17 protein-coding genes are annotated in these 17,126 nt (G+C 58.3%); 5 read left to right on the top strand and 12 right to left on the bottom strand.

The features are described 5' to 3' along the window. Positions 1–144: 144 nt before the first annotated feature. From EK369_RS18765 to EK369_RS18750, 4 genes are all read right to left on the bottom strand, one after another. Entirely contained in the window at positions 145–555 is a 411-nt protein-coding gene (locus EK369_RS18765) for a VOC family protein (protein WP_164727044.1), read from the bottom strand. Between the two features lie 2 nt (positions 556–557). Continuing rightward, positions 558–1,454, bottom strand: coding sequence for an alpha/beta hydrolase (locus EK369_RS18760; protein WP_127115809.1), 897 nt, complete (start codon positions 1,452–1,454; stop codon positions 558–560). Between the two features lie 198 nt (positions 1,455–1,652). Then, positions 1,653–2,051 carry a RidA family protein gene (locus tag EK369_RS18755; protein WP_127115808.1) on the bottom strand — a complete coding sequence of 133 codons (399 nt, stop codon included), beginning with the start codon at positions 2,049–2,051 and terminating at the stop codon, positions 1,653–1,655. A 94-nt stretch (positions 2,052–2,145) separates the two neighbouring features. Beyond that, positions 2,146–2,628 (bottom strand): MarR family winged helix-turn-helix transcriptional regulator, encoded by a 483-nt coding sequence (locus tag EK369_RS18750; RefSeq protein WP_164727043.1) that lies wholly within the window; start codon positions 2,626–2,628, stop codon positions 2,146–2,148. A 110-nt stretch (positions 2,629–2,738) separates the two neighbouring features. On the opposite strand from EK369_RS18750, the gene EK369_RS18745 reads away from it, so the two are divergent. Genes EK369_RS18745 through EK369_RS18735 form a run of 3 tightly spaced genes read left to right on the top strand, consistent with a single transcriptional unit; the run spans position 2,739 to position 7,233 of the window. Further along, on the top strand, positions 2,739–5,087 hold the full coding sequence (locus EK369_RS18745) for an oxidoreductase (protein ID WP_127115806.1): 2,349 nt from the start codon (positions 2,739–2,741) through the stop codon (positions 5,085–5,087). Between the two features lie 19 nt (positions 5,088–5,106). After that, on the top strand, positions 5,107–6,669 hold the full coding sequence (locus EK369_RS18740; RefSeq protein ID WP_127115805.1) for a class I adenylate-forming enzyme family protein: 1,563 nt from the start codon (positions 5,107–5,109) through the stop codon (positions 6,667–6,669). A gap of 3 nt (positions 6,670–6,672) precedes the next feature. Further along, complete coding sequence (locus EK369_RS18735; protein ID WP_127115804.1) at positions 6,673–7,233, top strand: carboxymuconolactone decarboxylase family protein; 561 nt, start codon at positions 6,673–6,675, stop codon at positions 7,231–7,233. Between the two features lie 191 nt (positions 7,234–7,424). Here the strand turns inward: EK369_RS18735 and EK369_RS18730 are convergent, their stop codons facing one another. The 6 genes from EK369_RS18730 to EK369_RS18705 form a co-directional block, all read right to left on the bottom strand. Further along, positions 7,425–8,120, bottom strand: a complete 696-nt coding sequence (locus EK369_RS18730; RefSeq protein WP_127115803.1) for an ABC transporter ATP-binding protein — start codon at positions 8,118–8,120, stop codon at positions 7,425–7,427. After that, positions 8,113–8,835 (bottom strand): ABC transporter ATP-binding protein, encoded by a 723-nt coding sequence (locus EK369_RS18725; RefSeq protein ID WP_127115802.1) that lies wholly within the window; start codon positions 8,833–8,835, stop codon positions 8,113–8,115. The genes EK369_RS18730 and EK369_RS18725 overlap by 8 nt, the downstream gene beginning before the upstream one ends. Beyond that, entirely contained in the window at positions 8,832–9,776 is a 945-nt protein-coding gene (locus EK369_RS18720) for a branched-chain amino acid ABC transporter permease (protein WP_127115801.1), read from the bottom strand. The genes EK369_RS18725 and EK369_RS18720 overlap by 4 nt, the downstream gene beginning before the upstream one ends. Next, the gene (locus tag EK369_RS18715) at positions 9,773–10,699 is read right to left on the bottom strand and encodes a branched-chain amino acid ABC transporter permease (RefSeq protein ID WP_127115800.1); all 927 of its coding nucleotides are present in this window, start codon (positions 10,697–10,699) and stop codon (positions 9,773–9,775) included. The genes EK369_RS18720 and EK369_RS18715 overlap by 4 nt, the downstream gene beginning before the upstream one ends. A gap of 33 nt (positions 10,700–10,732) precedes the next feature. Further along, entirely contained in the window at positions 10,733–12,037 is a 1,305-nt protein-coding gene (locus tag EK369_RS18710; protein ID WP_127115799.1) for an ABC transporter substrate-binding protein, read from the bottom strand. A gap of 92 nt (positions 12,038–12,129) precedes the next feature. Further along, positions 12,130–13,548 (bottom strand): hypothetical protein, encoded by a 1,419-nt coding sequence (locus tag EK369_RS18705; protein ID WP_127115798.1) that lies wholly within the window; start codon positions 13,546–13,548, stop codon positions 12,130–12,132. Between the two features lie 44 nt (positions 13,549–13,592). On the opposite strand from EK369_RS18705, the gene EK369_RS18700 reads away from it, so the two are divergent. After that, on the top strand, positions 13,593–14,360 hold the full coding sequence (locus EK369_RS18700) for a copper chaperone PCu(A)C domain-containing protein (RefSeq protein ID WP_127115797.1): 768 nt from the start codon (positions 13,593–13,595) through the stop codon (positions 14,358–14,360). 18 nt (positions 14,361–14,378) lie between these two features. Here EK369_RS18700 and EK369_RS18695 read toward each other — a convergent pair whose 3' ends face one another. Then, positions 14,379–15,191: a ferredoxin--NADP reductase gene (locus EK369_RS18695; protein ID WP_127115796.1), complete on the bottom strand. Its 813-nt coding sequence runs from the start codon at positions 15,189–15,191 to the stop codon at positions 14,379–14,381. Between the two features lie 312 nt (positions 15,192–15,503). On the opposite strand from EK369_RS18695, the gene EK369_RS18690 reads away from it, so the two are divergent. After that, positions 15,504–16,667 carry an amidohydrolase family protein gene (locus EK369_RS18690; protein WP_127115795.1) on the top strand — a complete coding sequence of 388 codons (1,164 nt, stop codon included), beginning with the start codon at positions 15,504–15,506 and terminating at the stop codon, positions 16,665–16,667. Between the two features lie 12 nt (positions 16,668–16,679). On the opposite strand, the gene EK369_RS18685 is transcribed toward EK369_RS18690, so the two are convergent. Beyond that, the gene (locus EK369_RS18685) at positions 16,680–17,123 is read right to left on the bottom strand and encodes a MarR family winged helix-turn-helix transcriptional regulator (RefSeq protein WP_127115794.1); all 444 of its coding nucleotides are present in this window, start codon (positions 17,121–17,123) and stop codon (positions 16,680–16,682) included. Positions 17,124–17,126 lie beyond the last annotated feature (3 nt).

Here is a 17,126-nt window from a genome sequence, read left to right as displayed (position 1 = left end):
AAGGACCTACGCCTCAACAAGTCCAACCGGCAAGTGTTTTCGCTGTTTCCAACCGCATTTGGTCCAGCCACCGCCAAGCCCGCGCGATCATCAAGCCCAGCCATTGCGTCGCAAGGCTTGTGATCGCGCGCACCCGAACTCAAGCTATTCGTCTTCCGGCTCAAAGCGGGAATCCGTTCCCAGCCAACCATATCTGGAGACGTCAAACACCACACCGTCCGGGTCTTTGTACTTGCGTTCTGCGTTTCCAGGCCCGCTGCCGGGGAACTCAAAAAAGAACGCGCCACCGGCTTCTTCGATGGCTTTTTCGGCTTCTGCAATGTCGTCTACCTGGATACCAAAGTGATTGGAGCCGATCATCTTCTCCCACTCTTCTTCGGTTTTCCCGTTCAGCTTGAGCAGGGCCAGATTGACAACGCCATCACTCAGAAAGACCCCTGTGCCGAGATCCAAAACCTCTTCTCCAACAATCTCAAATCCGAACACTTTCTTGTAGAACTCCGCAGATTTATACGGGTCTCGAACATTCAGCGCGAAATGTCTCAAACGTGCCATTTTCATTTTTCCTTCTGTTGCTTGTTTCTGAAGTCGGCGGAAATTTTCTTAACCGCCTGAAACACCTGACTGTCGTCTCGGTTCATGTCGTTTAGTATCTCGAAATGATTGACCCCGGTAATCATGGTGCAGCTGGCTTGGCTTCCCAGCGTTTTCAGTCTTTCTGCCATATAAATTGACTGCCGCTTGAACTCGGGGCTTTCGTGCTCTCCATAGTATATTTGCACCGGGCAATTTATCCTGTCGGCACGCCTGTAAGCGTTCAGCAGACCGGCAGCTTGCTCTTCCAGATGCACATACTCACGGCGCGCACTCAGCAAAACCGGCTCGAGATCATGCGGTCCACTGATCAGTATAAGCGACTTAATGATATCGGCTGGCAGCCCGAACTCGGTCCAGTCCTCTTCTGCCAGAAGCGCCGCCAGATGCGCCCCAGAGGAATGGCCAGAGACAACAATACGGCCAGTGTCGCCCCCATAATCCTTTGCCATTTCCTGCAGGGTGATGAACGCCTGGCGCAGCTGCTCATATTGCATGGTCAAGGTAACGTCGGGCAGTTGATCAAAGTCCGGAAAGACCGGCATGAACCCCAGGCTCTGCTGGGTTGGCGCAAGAAAGGCACAGTCTTCTTTTGACTGCATGCGCCACCCACCGCCATGAATGTGAAAATGGATCGGAGCAACGCCCGCAGCCGGGGCAGGATAAATGTCCATCGCTTCGCGCGGGCTGTTGCCGTACTGAACCTCAGCACAGCCAAGTACTTCACGCAAACCATGCGCGTCTCGCCACTCTGCCATGATGTCCCCGGCATTGTCAGCCCAAAGCCGCTGATCATAGGCTTTGTCGAGCTCCGCCTGCGTGTAATCAAGATATACTCGTTCCGTCATCTTCCAATGCATCCATCGGTTCTTAACTGGCAAACTGGACCCCAATTTGAGTGCCTATCAGGACAGCTTCGGAATGCTTCAAGTCAACTGGTAAGTACGTATTCTGATATATGCCAACTCTATATCTGCGCGGTTTTGGTGATCCCCATTCGCAACCAATCGCCTGACAAACCGGTGTCATGGGGGCATCTTTCACACAAAGCTCCGCAGCTAACTCAGATGTGCCGTGGCTTCGATTTCCAACTTGGCCTGATCTTCGACAAGCCCTGCAACGACAATCATCGACATGGCTGGAAAATGGCGTCCGAACACCTCACGATAGGCGCGCCCAACTTCTGCCTGAGCAGCCAGATACTCGGTCTTGTCGGTGACAAACCACGTCAATCGCGCAATGTCTTCGACGCATCCTCCGGCACTCTCTACGACTTTGCGAATGTTCATCAGAACCTGCCGCATTTGGCCGATGAAGTCCTCGCTGGCAAACCTGCCGGTGCTGCAATCCCACCCAACCTGCCCGCCAATATGCAAGGTTCCATCCGCCGCCAGTATCCCGTTGGCGTATCCCTTTGCCGGCAACCAGCCTTCCGGGTGGATCACTTTATGCACCATGTCTTTCGTTCCTCTTTGTTGCTGTGGGTCTCCACACAGTTCAGGGCCTTCACCCTCGACTATACCGCCCTCGCGCAAGTATTCTTCGCAGGTCTCAGCGCGAGAATTGCCCTTCAATCTGAGCAGAACTGGCATTGACGCGCAGGCGTTTGACCAGACCCAGAAGAATATCCATGTCGTCGGCAGAGAGCCCCGCAAAAAGACGCGAGCGCGCCTGCTCCACATCTGCGTCGGCGCGGCGCAGCACATCGCCCCCGTCCTGGGTAAGGAAGACCTGCGCATAACGACGGTCATTTTTCAGAGATTCCTTGGTGACAAGGCCACGCGCAGCCAGCCGGTCGATCAAGCGGCTTGCCACCGTCCTCTCAATCACGGCCAGTCTGGCAAGGTCGCAGATTGTCAAAGCCGGGCTGTTCAACAAAGACTGCAGCACCCGCCACTCCACTAGCTTGAGGCCATGCCTGCGCAGGACATCGTCCATCAGGCTGCGAATTTGATGGTTTAGTGACGCGATATGAAACTCTGGCGGATCAAGGTCATTTGCCGCCAGTGGGCTGGCCTGTGTGTTCGGTTGCACGCTTTGGAGCCTTTCTTTTTCCTTTACGACTGCAAATGCATCGCTATATATGTTCATAGTATGTGCATTTGCACTCATTTGCAAATAAAGTTTCCCGAAAGGACGTGTTGATGAAAATCACGGTTATTGGCGGCGGACCTGGCGGTCTTTACACGGCACTCCTGACAAAGAAGGCCAAACCAGATTGGAACGTTCAGGTTTTTGAGCGCAACCGCGCGGATGACACCTTTGGGTTTGGCGTCGTGTTTTCGGATGAATCCCTGGATGAGTTCCTGTCTCGCGACCAACCAGTTTTCGAAGCGATGAAGGGTGAATTTGCCTATTGGGACGATGTTGCGATCCACTACAAGGGCCACGAGATGCGCTGCGCCGGCAACGGCTTCTGCGGAACTTCGCGGCACACGCTTTTGCGTATCTTGCAAGCCCGCTGCGAAGAGCTGGGCGTCGAAATCACCTATGAGGCTGAAATTGATGCGGCCAACCTGAAAACCCGGTTCCCCGACTCGGATGTCATCGTGGCATCTGATGGCATCGCCTCTGCCATTCGTGATGCACATACAGAAGGCTTCAAGCCGACGACAACAATGCGGCACAACCGCTTTTGCTGGATGGGCTCAACTCGTCCCATGGACGAGTTCAACTACTTCTTCCGCGAAACAGAACATGGGATCATGGTGGCCCACTGCTATCAATATGAAGAGGGCCATTCGACGTGGGTGTTCGAAATGGACGAAGCCACGTGGCAAGGGCACGGATTCGAAGAATTCAACGAGGAAGACTCTCAGGCCAAACTGGAAGCGATCTTCACCGAAGAACTTCAGGGGCACCCACTGCTCCTGAATCGGTCTCACTGGCGCAAATTCCCGCGGATCTTCTGCGAGAATTGGCACACGGACAACATTGTCATCTTGGGCGATGCCAAGGCTTCGGCGCATTTTTCGATCGGATCCGGCACAAAGCTCGCGATGGATTGCGCGATTGCGCTGTCCGATGCGTTGGTTGACCATGCCGAGACCAGCGTTCAACAAGCTTTTCAGGCCTATGACGATGAGCGCCGCACCCCGGTTCAGATCACCCAACACAATGCCGATGTGTCGCTGGCCTGGTTTGAACACATGGGGCGTTCTTGGGATATGGAGCCCTGCCAGTTCGCAATGGTGGTAATGTGCCGGGCCAAGGCCATCACCTATGACAACCTGTTTGTCCGCGACGAAGCCTTTGTCGAAAATGCAGATACCGAATGGTATGCGCGTCACCTGCGTGAAACCGGTGAGGATCTCAGCCAGACTCGGCCAACGCCCATGTTTGCACGTTTCAAACTGCGGGACATGGAGCTGACCAATCGGGTGGTGATGTCTCCAATGGCCCAATATGCGGCGGTGGACGGTATTCCGACGGACTGGCACAAGGTCCACTACGGCGGGCATTCCATGGGGGGCATGGGGTTGATCTACACCGAAATGACCTGCCCGTCAGCGGATGCGCGGATCACCACCGGCTGCCCCGGCCTTTGGAATGACGAACAGGAAGCCGCCTGGAAAGATATCGTCGATTTTGTACATGCGAATTCCGGCGCCAAGATTGCAATGCAAATTGGCCATGCCGGGCGCAAAGGGTCCACCCAGCTGGGCTGGGAAGTGATGGATGCGCCGATTGCATCGGAAAAAGACAACTGGCCTCTGGTGTCCGCCTCCCCTCTTTCCTGGGAACCGGGGGTCAACCAGGTGCCCACCCCATTGGACCGCGCGGGGATGGAGCGCATTAAGTCCGAGTTTGTCCAGTCCACCGAAAGAGCCGCCCGCGCCGGGTTCGATATGATCGAACTGCACTGCGCTCACGGGTATCTTTTGGCCTCTTTCCTGTCCCCGCTTACCAACCAACGTACCGACGCATATGGCGGCAGTCTTGAGAATCGACTGCGCTATCCCCTGGAAGTTTTTTCCGCCATGCGCGCTGTGTGGCCCAAGGAGCGGCCCATGGCGATACGTGTGTCGGGCACAGACTGGAAACAAGGCGGCCTGACCGAGGCCGATCTGATCGGCATCACCGAAGCCTTCCGCGACGCGGGCTGCGATCTGATTGATGTCTCGGCGGGGCAAACAGTGATTGATCAGGAACCCGTCTATGGCCGGATGTTCCAGACGCATCTGGCCGAGGCCGTGCGCAACCTGACCGGAATTGCGACCATGGCCGTGGGCGCCGTGACCGAGGCAGCACAGGTCAACACGATCCTGCATACCCGCCGGGCCGATCTTGTCGCTCTGGGGCGGCCACACATGTGGAACCCGTATTTCACACACCAGGCCGCGGCTTGGTACGCGGCACGCAATGAACGCATGTGGCCAAAGCAGTACATCAGCGGTGCCATGCAGGCCTTCAGAGAAGCTGAAAAGGCAAAAGAAAAAACTCTGGATCTTCAGCGCAAAGCCCGCCCGGGCCGGCACAAGGTTGCAGGATGATGATCCCAAGAGCCGCGCAATGACCTCTGAACTCAGAGATGGCACTCTCACCGGCTGGCTGGCCCATCACGCCGCGGCCAGACCCGAGGCGCCTGCGCTGATTGATACAGAAGGAACACTCACCTACCGCGACCTTCAACATGCGGTTGCGCTTCTGGCCTCGGGTCTGGCGCGGCTCGGACTTGCCAAAGGAGATGTCCTTGCCGTGCAGTTGCCCAATACCCGAAGCTACTTGATTGCTTTTTTAGCCGCTGCTGCCCGTGGCCTCGTGTTTCAGACCCTACACATGCCCTATCGCAAGAGCGAGTTGCAGGGCCTGCTCCGCGACTCCGGAGCCAAGGCAGTCATTGTAACCCATCAGGGCACCGACAGCCGGGCCCACGACGTTCTGTCTGTACGCGACTCTCTGTCGGCGCTGCAAACTGTGATCGTTGCCGGTGCCCCCCTTGAGGGGTGCTCAGAACTCGCCGCGTTGATGCAACACGCAGCCGACGAAGATGCGCGGATCCAGACCGGTACGGACGACCGGTATCTCCTGCTCTACACCTCGGGCACGACCTCCTCACCAAAAGGGGTCCCGCATCCCTATCGTGGGTTCCTCAACAACGCCCTCGACGCAACCGCTGAACTGGGCATCACATCTCAGTCCCGTGTGCTGTCGCTTGCCCCCATGACGCACCTCTACGGGCTCTTTACCATGAACCTGGCACTTGCTGCCGGGGCCGCGATGGTGCTGGTTCCGATGTTCAACCCAAAGACCCTGCTACAGGATCTCCAGCAGGCCAGGGCCAGCCATGTTTTCTCGGCCCCGGCGCATTTCGCGCCCCTGGTGGGACAGGCCCTACTAAAATCCGAACATTTGGTAGGCATTCAGGGGCTGTGCCTGTCCGGTGCGCCTGTTCCCTTCACCCTGGCGCAAACCATTGATGGCTTGATGCCGGACGGTGGCGTGTTCCAGCTGTGGGGAATGAGCGAGTTGCAGGCGGGCACCTATGGCCGTCCCGATGATCCGGCGGAAACGCGCTTTGGGACCGCGGGCACCCCTGCGCCCGGAACACACTTGCGGGTGGTGGATGAAACCGGTGCTACGCTCCCTGCCGACACAGAAGGATCTCTGCAGGTGCGTGGCCCCTCGGTTTTTAAGGGCTATCTGGACCGCCCTTCCGAAACACAAGACTCATTTGACTCAGAAGGTTGGTTCGTGACCGGCGATCTTGCGGTGATAGACGCTGCGGGATTTGTGTCCATCACCGGGCGCACAAAGGAAATCATCAACAGAGGGGGCGTCAAATTCAACCCGGTGGAAGTCGAAGAGATTCTGCTCGCGCTTCCGGCCATCCAGCAGTGCGCCATCGTCCCGGTTCCGGATTCCGATCTGGGCGAGCGTGGGTGCCTGTGTGTGGAACTGGCGCCGGGCGCCACGCTGAGTTTGAACGAGGCGCTGGAACCTCTCTCGAACGCTGGTCTGGCCAAGTACAAATGGCCTGAACGGCTGGAAATCATAGATCAATTGCCGATGACACCCACCAAAAAGGTCATGCGTGGTCGGCTTGGTGACATCATATCAAAAAGGAAAGTCTGAGACATGAAAGTAGACCTGCACACTCCCGAAACCGCCCCCGAGGCCGCACGCGACATGCTGACCAGTTCCCAAGAGAAAATGGGCGGCTTCCTACCAAACCTGTACCGTCAAATGGCCGAAACACCGGTTGTTCTGGAAACGTATTTTACTCTGCAGTCTCTGTTCGGGAAAACCCGCTTTACCCCTGCCGAGCAGCAGCTGATTCTGCTGACCACAAGCGTTGAAAACGAATGCCGCTACTGTGTTCCGGCTCACTCTTCCGGTGCCCGGATGGCCAAACTCGACAAACAGGCGATTGAGGCGATCCGCACAGGCGCAGAGGCCGACGATTCCAAACTTCAGGCCCTGCGTGCTTTTACCGAAGAGGCGTTGAAGACCCGCGGTCAGGTCAGCCAGGCTGCGCTCGACCGCTTTGTGGCGGCGGGGTATGAAGAAAGCCAGGCAATGGAACTGCTGATCGGTCTTTCGATGAAAACACTGTCCAACTACTTTGCACGCCTTGTCGACACGCCCCTTGAAGACATCATGGCCAGGATGGCGTGGGACGGCAAAACCGGCAGCTAAACCCTTCACACAATCAACGAAAAGAAGCGTTCGGGCCGCAACGGCCGAGCGCTTCTTGTTCTCCGCCTCGTCACAGGGCGATGCGCAAAGCCAGGTAACATTCGAGTGATGTTCCAACCGATTAGCGGCCTGTTTCAGAAGGTCATACGGGACAAATGCACCCTGAACCACCCGCACAGGCAGCCGGTTCCCTAAACACCCAGCCGGCTGCGGAGCAATTCGGGATCATCCCTTAGGTCAGCCGCGCCTATCGTCTGCACGTCTTTGCCGTTTTCGACAAAGGTCACCTTGTCGGCGATCGACAGGACCGCGTCGACACGTTGTTCCACCAGAACGATGGCAATGCCTTCCTGCTTCATCCTGACAACGACCTGCCGGATCTGCTCGATCATCGACGGCTGAAGACCCTCTGTCGGCTCATCCAGCAGCAGAACCTTGGGGCGCACACACAAGGCCCGCGCCGTGGCCAGCATCTGTTGTTCCCCACCGGACAGGGTGCCCGCCTGTTGTCTGAGCCTGTCCTTGAGACGGGGAAACAGATCCAGCACCCAGTCCCGCGTATCGGCACCTTCATTGCGCACCATCAGACCCATTTCGATGTTCTCACTCACCGTGAGTTCCGGGAACAGCCGACGCCCCTGCGGGATGTAGCCCACTCCCATCCTGGGCACCCTATGCGTAGGCAGGCTGTGCAGCGGCTGCCCCTCCAGCGACACACTGCCCCGGGTAATCGGAACCAGCCCCATAATGGATTTCATGATCGTTGTCTTACCAGCCCCGTTGCGACCCAAAAGGCACAAGATTTCCGAGGCATTTACCGACAGCGACACGCCAAACAGCACCTGTACAGGACCATAGCCCGAGTGGATGTTCTTGACCTCAAGCATCGACAGCTGTCCCCAGATACGCGGCCTGAACCGCGGCGTTTGCGTGGATTTCCGCCGGGGTCCCCTCGGCCAGCAACATGCCCTGATCCAACACCGTGATATAGTCCGCCGCTTCCATGACAACTTTCATGTTGTGCTCGATCAGCAGGATTGTTGTCTCGCCCGCCAGCGTGCGGATCAGGTTGATGAAATCTGCCACCTCGCTTTCCGCCAGCCCCTGTGTCGGCTCATCCAGAATGAACAGCTCGGGGTCCTGCGCGAGACCCATGGCAATCTCAAGAATCCGTTGGTGACCATAACTCAGGTCGCCCGCGATTTGCCGCGACCGGTCCTTGATGCCAACCCGTTCCAGCACCGCAGTGATGCGCCGGTCCAGCGCCTCAGGGTCGGCCGACAGGGTACGACCAGCCGCCAGTGCCACGTTTTCATAAACGCTGAGACCGCGAAACACAGACGTGATCTGAAACGTATAGGCCATCCCCAGCTGGATGCGTTTGTGCGCCGGCAGGGCGCTGATGTCGCGGCCTTCAAAAAACACCTGTCCACGCGTCGCCGGGATGCGTCCGCTCACCATGCCGACAAAGGTCGATTTACCCGCGCCGTTCGGGCCGATCAGCGCGGTGATCTGGCCGCGCCTCAGCGTGAAATCCACATCGGCGTTGGCCACGACGCCGCCATAGACCTTGGTCAGCCCCTTGGTTTCGAGAATGTTCATGGAAGCCACGGCATGACCCTCAGACGAAGAATTCCGGCAATGCCTTTTGGCGCAAACATCGTCAGCAGCACCAGAACCAGCCCCGCGATCAGCATGTAAGAATTGGTATAAGCACTCGAGGCATCAATCAGATAGAACATGAACATGACGCCAATCAGCGGTCCGATGGTTGTCCCGGCCCCGCCCAGCAACACCCAGAGCAAGGGCAGGATCGAGTACTGGACCGAGGCAAACGTCGCCCCGACATAGCCAAACAACAGCGCGTATAACGCCCCGGCGCAGCCCGAAATCGTGCCCGAAACGATCAGCGCAAGCAGCTTGTAGCGGCCCACGTCGTAGCCCAGCATACGGGCGCGCTCTTCGTTTTCCCGGATTGCGATCAGGCGTTTGCCAAAGGGCGTCTGAACCAACCGGGCAAACCCGAGGAAACAAATGGCAAAGACGCTGAACGCCACAAAATACCGACCCGTTTCCGATGTGACGTCAAATCCCAGCAATAGCCGTTCGGCCTGCTGCAGGACAAACCCCTCGTCACCCCGGGTGAACTCCCCAAAGTACAAAACCACGAGGTACGCGGTCTGGGCGAACATCAGAGTGACGATCATGAACGCCACCCCCGCCGTTCGCAACGCCAACAGCCCCACAACAAGACTGAGCGCCGCAGCCGCAATCAGCGCGAGGACAAAGGCCAGCAAAACCGGCGCAGCCATGAACTTGATCGCCAGCCCGAACCCGTACATGCCCGCTGCAAAGAACATCGCATGCCCGAGGCTCAAGAGCCCCGTGTACCCGAACAGCAGGTTCAGACCGATGGCATAGACCGCCAAAACCATGATCCGCGACACGGCACCAACGTGATAGGTCGGCAGCACAAAAAACGCGATGACCAGCATCGCCAGGATGCCCAGGTGCAGCGCGTCAGCCTTGGAAAACCGCGTCATGTCGAAGTCCTGCCAAGCAGGCCCTGCGGCCGGAACACCAGCACCATCGCAACCAGGAACGTTGCGATGATCTTTGCCAGCGTGGGCGAGAAGAACACCGAAATGATCCCGTCGCTCATGCCAATCAGGATGGCGGCAATCACCGTTCCGGGCAGGCTGCCCAGGCCGCCGATGATCACCACGATGAACGACAGCAACAGCGGGTCCGCCCCCATCAGGTAATGCGCCTGCTGGATCGGCACCACCAGCACCGCGCCCAGGGCCGCCAGCGCCGCACCCAGTCCGAAGACACAGGAATAAACCAACCCGACAGGCACTCCAAAGGCCTGAGCGGTTTCACTGTCCTGCTGGGTCGCGCGCATGATCAGACCGATCCGCGTGCGTGTCAGGAACAGCCACAGCGCCACCAGCACTGTCAGCGCGGCGGCAATGACAAACAGCTTGTAACTCGTGATGCTCAGCCCCCAGGGCCAGAACATCTCGAATCCATTGTCGGTAAACTCGAACCACGGCAGCGCAAGACGTTGGTTGAACGGCGCCGCCACGGGCCGCGCCTCGGGGCCAAAGGTCATCAGGGTGGTCTGCTGGATGATGAACAGAATGCCGATTGTGCCGACAATCGTGCGATCCGGATCATAGTCGATGTGTTTCAGCACCAGTTGGTCCGCCGCCGCCGCGATCAGCCCGACAAGAAGCGGGGCAATCAGGATGGCGGCGACAAACCCAATGGCCGGGTGCCCCCCGAGAAAGGATGTCACGAACCATGCCAGCACGGCCCCCAACATGTAGAACTCGCCATGCGCGACATTGACGACGCGCATGACACCAAACACAATGCTCAACCCCATGGCCGTCAGCACAAGGATGGCGGCGATGACCGCGCCCTCAAGGGTCGCGAGCATCAAATGCGGACCAAAATCCATTGGCGCTCTTTCTCTCTCTTCGGCTGGCTCTGCTTAGAACGCCTGGGTCGTATAGTCGACTTCGTCTTCGTACAGACCGTCCTCGATCGAGGCGACATGCTCAACAACCAGTTTGCCGTCCGTCACCTTCGAGATGTACTGCGAGCCAAAGGTCTGGTGCGTCTTGCCGTTAAACCGTTTCGCACCCTGCGGGTGATCCTCGGATTCCGGCATGTCCGACATCGCCTCGACCGCTTCAATCAGCTTGGTGCGATCCTGCGGCCCCTGATAATCGGCGCTTTCCATGCCCCGTTTGATGATGTTGAGCGTCTCCCAACAGCCAAACATATGCGCATAAGTGGCCACATCAGCCGGATCATCCAGCGAGGCCCCATTGTCATCCACCCCGACCGCAGCGCGATACGCTTTTTCTGCGTCCGTCTGATTGGCCTGCGCATAACGCGGCATGCCCTCCCAGAAGTATGTGCCATCCAGGAATTCCAGACCGGTGCTGTTGATGTCGACCGCCTCCAGGCTGTCGATAAACCCAAAAAGCTCCGGGCGGTTCGGGCCAAAGAACTCACCCAGTTCCTTGACAAAGGTCAGAACGGCAGGCCCCACCATCACGTGATAGATAACCTCGGTTTCCCGCGGAATGCTTGGGAAATAGCGGGTAAAGGTCGTCTCGGTGGGCGGAATGGCGATCTTTGCAACAACTTCACCCCCCTGCGCTTCAATCGCCTCGCTGAAAAAGTCGCGGTGGTCGTGGCCAAAGGCAAAGTCGGGGAAGATCATCGTGACCTTCTTGCCAAGATTGTCCGCCACAAAGGGCGCCATCGAGATCACCTGGCTTTTAACATCCGTGATGCCCGGCTGCAGCGTATAGCGATTGAGCATGCCACTGGCCACGTGGTGGCCTTCCGAGACCACGAAATACGGCAGTTTCAATTCACCCGCACGCGGGGCGGACCCGATTACGACGTGGCTGAACAGGGTGCCAAAGGCGACGTCACATTCATGCTGGTTGGCGAATTTCTCAAGCACCTCGGCACCGCGGCTGGGGTCCGTTCCGTCATCTTCGGTGATAACCTCAACCGGACGGCCGTTGATACCACCGGCGTCATTGATCCGCTTGACCGCCGCCGTTGTGGTCGCGTCATACCACCGGCCATAGGCCGCGCCGATGCCGGTTGCGTGTTTCTGAAAGCCAATTCTGATCGGCGCCGAGCTCTGGGCCTGTGCAAAACCGAGTGATCCGGGCAGCACGCCAGTCGCGGCCATTGCTCCGGCGCTGGCACCCAAACCCAACAAGGCACCGCGCCGGGAAATCTGAGTCTTACCATTTTCAGTCTTGGGCATAACGTTCTCCATTGGTTGCAAAAACGGTGTGACGCCGCTTCAATCGCTCCAGTATCCAGTGCCCGCCAATCGGCTGTCCACCTTTTTCTGCATCACGCCCCGCGCGGGCTGGCCAAAAGCCACAGGCCGAACACCGTGTAGGCAATCATCAGGATCGATATCCCTGCCTGGATCAGAATGACCCCTTTGGCTGATCTGCATGTCCGCTCGGCGATCTGGTGGCACATCAAGACCGCCAGGATATGCGACAGGATCACAACGCCCGCCTGTGACAGCCAGATGACCTTGACGGTCTCGGGTGTGTTCAGGAACCCAGTGGTGACCTTGACCGCACTTAATCCAAACAGATCCCACCCCCTGGCCAGCGGATCCGCCGCCGTCGACAGCGTCACCCGGATCTGCACCAGAAAGCTGACCAGATAGTGCGCCACATGATACCCCAGAGCGATGGGCAGCAACGTGATGGCAAAGGCCCGGAAACTTTCAGCAAAGGACACGTCCGTTTCCTTGGCCAAGCCGCGCGCGGCCCTCACCCCCACCCAGACAGCCACCGCATAAACCGCCACAAGCAGGGCAATCGAGGCACCCAGACCGAACAGGGTGACATTCACGACAGCGGATCGACCGGGAAACTCAAGCGGGTTGATGCCAATCTGTACAAGCCACCAGAACGTCTCGTTCACACCGTCAAAACTCCCGGCAGCAAGAACCGTGAGGCAAAGCAAAGACAGGCTCAGCCCGGTCCGGCGATCCTGCACCGCGCGCCACCCCGGCAGCCCGATCCGCACCTGCTCGGTGATCTCCAGGGGCCTGAGCAGGGACAGCAGGTTGAACAACACCGTGATGCATTCCACATGGCGCAACCAAAACCGACGCCCAAACAGCGCGATCCCGATAAAGGTCAGCCCCCAATAGACCAGCACGATATAGGCCAGGCGCTTGGGGTCACTCGGCGCGATATCCGCCAGCAGAAACCCCTGGAACAACACGAACAGACCGATTGCCGGCCAAACACCCGGATCACCGGCCACCCGGATCGGCGGGTCATCCCCGACCCCAATCAGTTTGGCGATCCCCGTCCACGGATTGATCCACCGCCAAACGTCAAAAAGCGTCCCCTGCACGGTGTAGAGCATCATCCACCACAGGGTCCAGAACGTCAGCGGCAACAAGTTGTTCTGAGGGTCATTCGGCCCCCATAGCCCAATACCGATCAGCACCATCAAAAACACTGTGGCAAACACGGATGTCAGCCCAACCACCCGAAACTCCGGCGCGCTCGGCAGGCGCAACACACTGCGCGGCGTGAACATCCAGGCCGCCACTCCCCGGCGCAGACAGGTGACAAGCACCATGGATGCCACAACACTCAGCGTCCCGGTGATCGTGTAGAACGTGGTTGGCAACAGCAATACAAACCCCTGATCCCCTGCATGGGCCGCTGCCGTCTCGGGCCAACAGGCCAGAGCGGCAACAAGAACCGGGGTGAGGCTGTTGAAAAATCGCGTCATATCAGTACTATACACACGAACCCGCGCACGGAGGCAACACACATATGAAACGTATCCTGGCACTTGTTCTGGTGGTCATGGCTGCGCTCATCGGAGTTTTCCTGTTTGCGCCGCCCAAGACAAACGTCATCGTGACCCAGGTCGAGGCCCGCGAGGTCGCAGGCCGTCCAAACCTGTTCATGATGACCCTCACGGTCGAGAACCACGGCGACGCCATCGCCCTGACCGGCGCGAGTTCTCCTGATGGCCATGCCCTGTCCATCATGAATCCGGGCCACATGGGCGCACCGCTGGTGATCCCCGCCAAGGGCAAGGGCATCTTTGCCATGGATGGTGCGCATTTCATGCTCATGACCAACGAAACGCCCTTTGACCAAGGCTCGCTGTTGCCCATTACCTTGACCTTTGGGGATCAGGGGCGCGTTACAACACGGGTGCTGAACGTCGGCGCCGTCTCAGACGACATGGACCATGGCGCGGACGCGGGGGTCGAGGTCACGAAGGCACCGCAGATCACGCTGTCCCAAACCTCTGCGATGACACCAGAGGGCGGCACCTTTGCGCTAAAGGTCGCCAACTTCGACTTTGTGGCCGACGCTGAGGCGCCGCATGTCGACAATCAGGGCCATGCCCATCTCTACCTCAATGGACTCAAGCTTTCGCGCCTCTATGACACGACCTTTTCGATTGGCGGGCTGTTGCCCGGAACCTATGACCTCAAGGTCTCGCTCAACACAAACGACCACCGCACCTATCTGCGCCAAGGGCAGCCCGTCGAAGCCACTCTGCACCTCGAAATTCCGGACAGTTAGCCGACCGCCCACCCAGCGCTAGTCCACAAAGGCCCGTTCCACGACAAACGTCGCAGGCTGGCTGTTGGACCCCTCTTTCAGGCCGAAACCTTCCAGAGCTGCCTTGGTGTCTCTCAGCATGGCCATCGACCCGCAGATCATGCCGCGATCATCATCCGGGCATATGGGGGGCAGACCAAGATCGTCAAACACCTTGCCCGAGGCCATCAGGTCAGTAATCCGCCCGCGAAAGCCATAGTCTTCGCGCGTGACGGTGCAATAGTGCCGCAACCCTTTGGCCGCATCCCCCACCAAGGGGTCATCTTTCAGTTCTGCGACCAGGGTCTGACCGTATTTGAGCTCGGCAACATCCCGGCACGTGTGGGTCAGAATGACCTCTTCAAACTTTTCATAGGTTTCCGGATCACGGATCAGGCTGGCAAAGGGCGCAATGCCCGTCCCCGTCGAGAACATCCAAAGCCGCTTGCCCGGCAACAGGGCATCGTTCACCAGTGTGCCCGTCGGTTTTCTCCGCAAGAGCACGGTGTCCCCCACCCTGATCTTCTGGAGATGCTCGGTCAGCGGCCCATCCGGCACCTTGATCGAATAGAACTCAAGCTCTTCATCCCAACTGGGTGATGCAACGGAATAGGCACGAAACACAGGTTTTTCGGCATTGGGCAAGCCAATCATCACAAACTCGCCTGACCGAAACCGGAACGCGGCCGGTCGTGTAATGCGAAATCTGAACAACCGGTCCGTATAATGCTCGACCAATGTCACCTGTTCCGCATAAACACCTGCCGGAACCGGAAAGTTTCCCTGGGTCTCTTTTGCCTTATCAAATGCCATCGCGGCCCCCTTTGGTAATATGTTGCGGTCCTTCAGAGCAACGCGTTTGCGGTATCTGCCCCCTGCCCCGGCTTCCGGCGACCTTGTTGCCGGCCATGGCCGATAAAACTGGACCGGGTCCGGGTAAAAGGGGCTGGTACAGCGCCCATCACGACACATGTCTCAAGGTTTTCGAATCGTTTGTACACTAATGATTAATACCACAGACCTGTCCCGGTCAAGAGGGCAAGAAACGTCACCGCAACCGGGAATTTCTCTTGACCAAAGCGGGCAAATTATATTCGTATACTAACGATAATCACGGAGGTTCAGATGGAAAAGCTCGTTATCCGCAACATTGGACAAATCCTGTCCGGAAAGCTGGAAGACCCCATCTTTGACGGCGACTGCCTCATCGCCATTGACGGCAAGATCGACGCCTGGGGATATGAAAAGGATCTCGATTGCGACGGGGCCACCACCGAAGTCGACGCCAAGGGCGTCACCCTCGCGCCGGGACTGATCGACAGCCACGTCCACCCCGTTGTCGGCGACTACACCCCGCGACAGCAACAGCTGCATTGGATCGACTCCACCCTGCACGGTGGTGTTACCACCCTGATCTCTGCGGGCGAGGTGCACATGCCGGGGCGGCCCAAGGATGTCGTGGGGCTCAAGGCCATGGCCATCGCGTCACAGCGTTGGTACGAAAATTTCCGCCCCTCCGGCGTCAAGGTCCACGCCGGGGCACCGGTGATCGAACACGGCATGGTCGAGCAAGACTTCAAAGACATGGCAGATGCCGGCGTCAAACTGATTGGCGAAGTGGGTCTCGGCACGGTCAAGGACGGCAAGACCGCGCAACAGATGGTGGGCTGGGCCCGCAAATACGGCATGCAAAGCACGATCCACACCGGTGGCCCTTCGATTCCCGGCTCGGGACTGATTGACGCCGACATGGTCATGGAAACCGGCACGGATGTGATCGGCCACATCAACGGCGGGCATTCTGCCCTGCCGGACGATCAGATCGTCTGCCTCTGCGAAAGCTGTCAGGCCGCGTTCGAGATCGTCCACAACGGCAACGAACGCGCCGCCGTTCTGACCGTGAACACCGCGCGCGAGCTGGGCAAACTGGATCAGGTGATCCTTGGCACCGATGGGCCGGCCGGCTCGGGCGTGCAGCCGCTTGGCATCCTGCGCATGATCGCCATGTTATCCGCGTTCGGCAATGTCCCGGCGGAACAGGCCTTTTGCTTTGGCAACGGCAACACCGCCCGCCAGCGAGAGCTGGACGCAGGTCTCATTGAAAAGGGCTACAGCGCTGATTTTGTCCTTTTGGACCAGGCGCAACATGCGCCGGGCAAAACCATGCTCGAATCCGTGCAGCTTGGAAACCTGCCGGGTGTGGGGATGACGATCATTGACGGCATCGTCCGCACGGAACGCTCGCGCAACACGCCTCCGGCAGAGCGGTTCCCGGAAAAGATCACATAAACAACCGGCGCGCTAAGACAGCTTCTGCAGCAGCTCCAACAGCGTTTTCTGTTCGGCCTTGGTCAGCGGCGCCAGGGTCTCGGCGGAAATCTGTTTGCCGTCCTGAACCAGCTTGTCGATCATCTCGGCGCCTTGTTCGGACAGGGAGATGATGGTCCTGCGCTTGTCGTTGGGGTCCGGTGACGACACCACAAGCCCCTTGCTCTTAAGTCGATCCACAACCCCTTTGACCGTGGCAACATCCATCGCGGCCAAACGGCCCAGGTGGTTTTGCGACGTATCGCCATGTTCGGCAATGCGGATCAGCGTCGAGAACTGCGTGGGGGTCAAAGCTTCAGAGATGGTCTTCTGAAAGATCACGGCATGTCTTTGGCTGGCCAACCGGAGAAGATAGCCAACCTGTTTTCCAAGCCGGTACTGGTGTTTTTTTCGGATGTGATCGACGGCGTCAGGCATAAA

This window comes from Shimia sediminis (assembly GCF_003990645.1).
Taxonomy (GTDB): Bacteria; Pseudomonadota; Alphaproteobacteria; order Rhodobacterales; family Rhodobacteraceae; genus Shimia; species Shimia sediminis.
The sequence above is the reverse complement of the archived record's forward strand: the minus strand, read 5'-3'. Positions and strand labels throughout refer to the sequence as shown.

Coding starts and splice junctions, on each gene's coding strand:
- EK369_RS18725 (WP_127115802.1), bottom strand. CDS start 8,835: ATGAACATTCTCGAAACCAAGGGGCTGACCAAGGTCTATGGCGGCGTC.
- EK369_RS18730 (WP_127115803.1), bottom strand. CDS start 8,120: ATGCTTGAGGTCAAGAACATCCACTCGGGCTATGGTCCTGTACAGGTG.
- EK369_RS18685 (WP_127115794.1), bottom strand. CDS start 17,123: ATGCCTGACGCCGTCGATCACATCCGAAAAAAACACCAGTACCGGCTT.
- EK369_RS18745 (WP_127115806.1), top strand. CDS start 2,739: ATGAAAATCACGGTTATTGGCGGCGGACCTGGCGGTCTTTACACGGCA.
- EK369_RS18720 (WP_127115801.1), bottom strand. CDS start 9,776: ATGACGCGGTTTTCCAAGGCTGACGCGCTGCACCTGGGCATCCTGGCG.
- EK369_RS18755 (WP_127115808.1), bottom strand. CDS start 2,051: ATGGTGCATAAAGTGATCCACCCGGAAGGCTGGTTGCCGGCAAAGGGA.
- EK369_RS18690 (WP_127115795.1), top strand. CDS start 15,504: ATGGAAAAGCTCGTTATCCGCAACATTGGACAAATCCTGTCCGGAAAG.
- EK369_RS18715 (WP_127115800.1), bottom strand. CDS start 10,699: ATGGATTTTGGTCCGCATTTGATGCTCGCGACCCTTGAGGGCGCGGTC.
- EK369_RS18740 (WP_127115805.1), top strand. CDS start 5,107: ATGACCTCTGAACTCAGAGATGGCACTCTCACCGGCTGGCTGGCCCAT.
- EK369_RS18760 (WP_127115809.1), bottom strand. CDS start 1,454: ATGCATTGGAAGATGACGGAACGAGTATATCTTGATTACACGCAGGCG.
- EK369_RS18695 (WP_127115796.1), bottom strand. CDS start 15,191: ATGGCATTTGATAAGGCAAAAGAGACCCAGGGAAACTTTCCGGTTCCG.
- EK369_RS18710 (WP_127115799.1), bottom strand. CDS start 12,037: ATGCCCAAGACTGAAAATGGTAAGACTCAGATTTCCCGGCGCGGTGCC.
- EK369_RS18765 (WP_164727044.1), bottom strand. CDS start 555: ATGGCACGTTTGAGACATTTCGCGCTGAATGTTCGAGACCCGTATAAA.
- EK369_RS18700 (WP_127115797.1), top strand. CDS start 13,593: ATGAAACGTATCCTGGCACTTGTTCTGGTGGTCATGGCTGCGCTCATC.
- EK369_RS18705 (WP_127115798.1), bottom strand. CDS start 13,548: ATGACGCGATTTTTCAACAGCCTCACCCCGGTTCTTGTTGCCGCTCTG.
- EK369_RS18735 (WP_127115804.1), top strand. CDS start 6,673: ATGAAAGTAGACCTGCACACTCCCGAAACCGCCCCCGAGGCCGCACGC.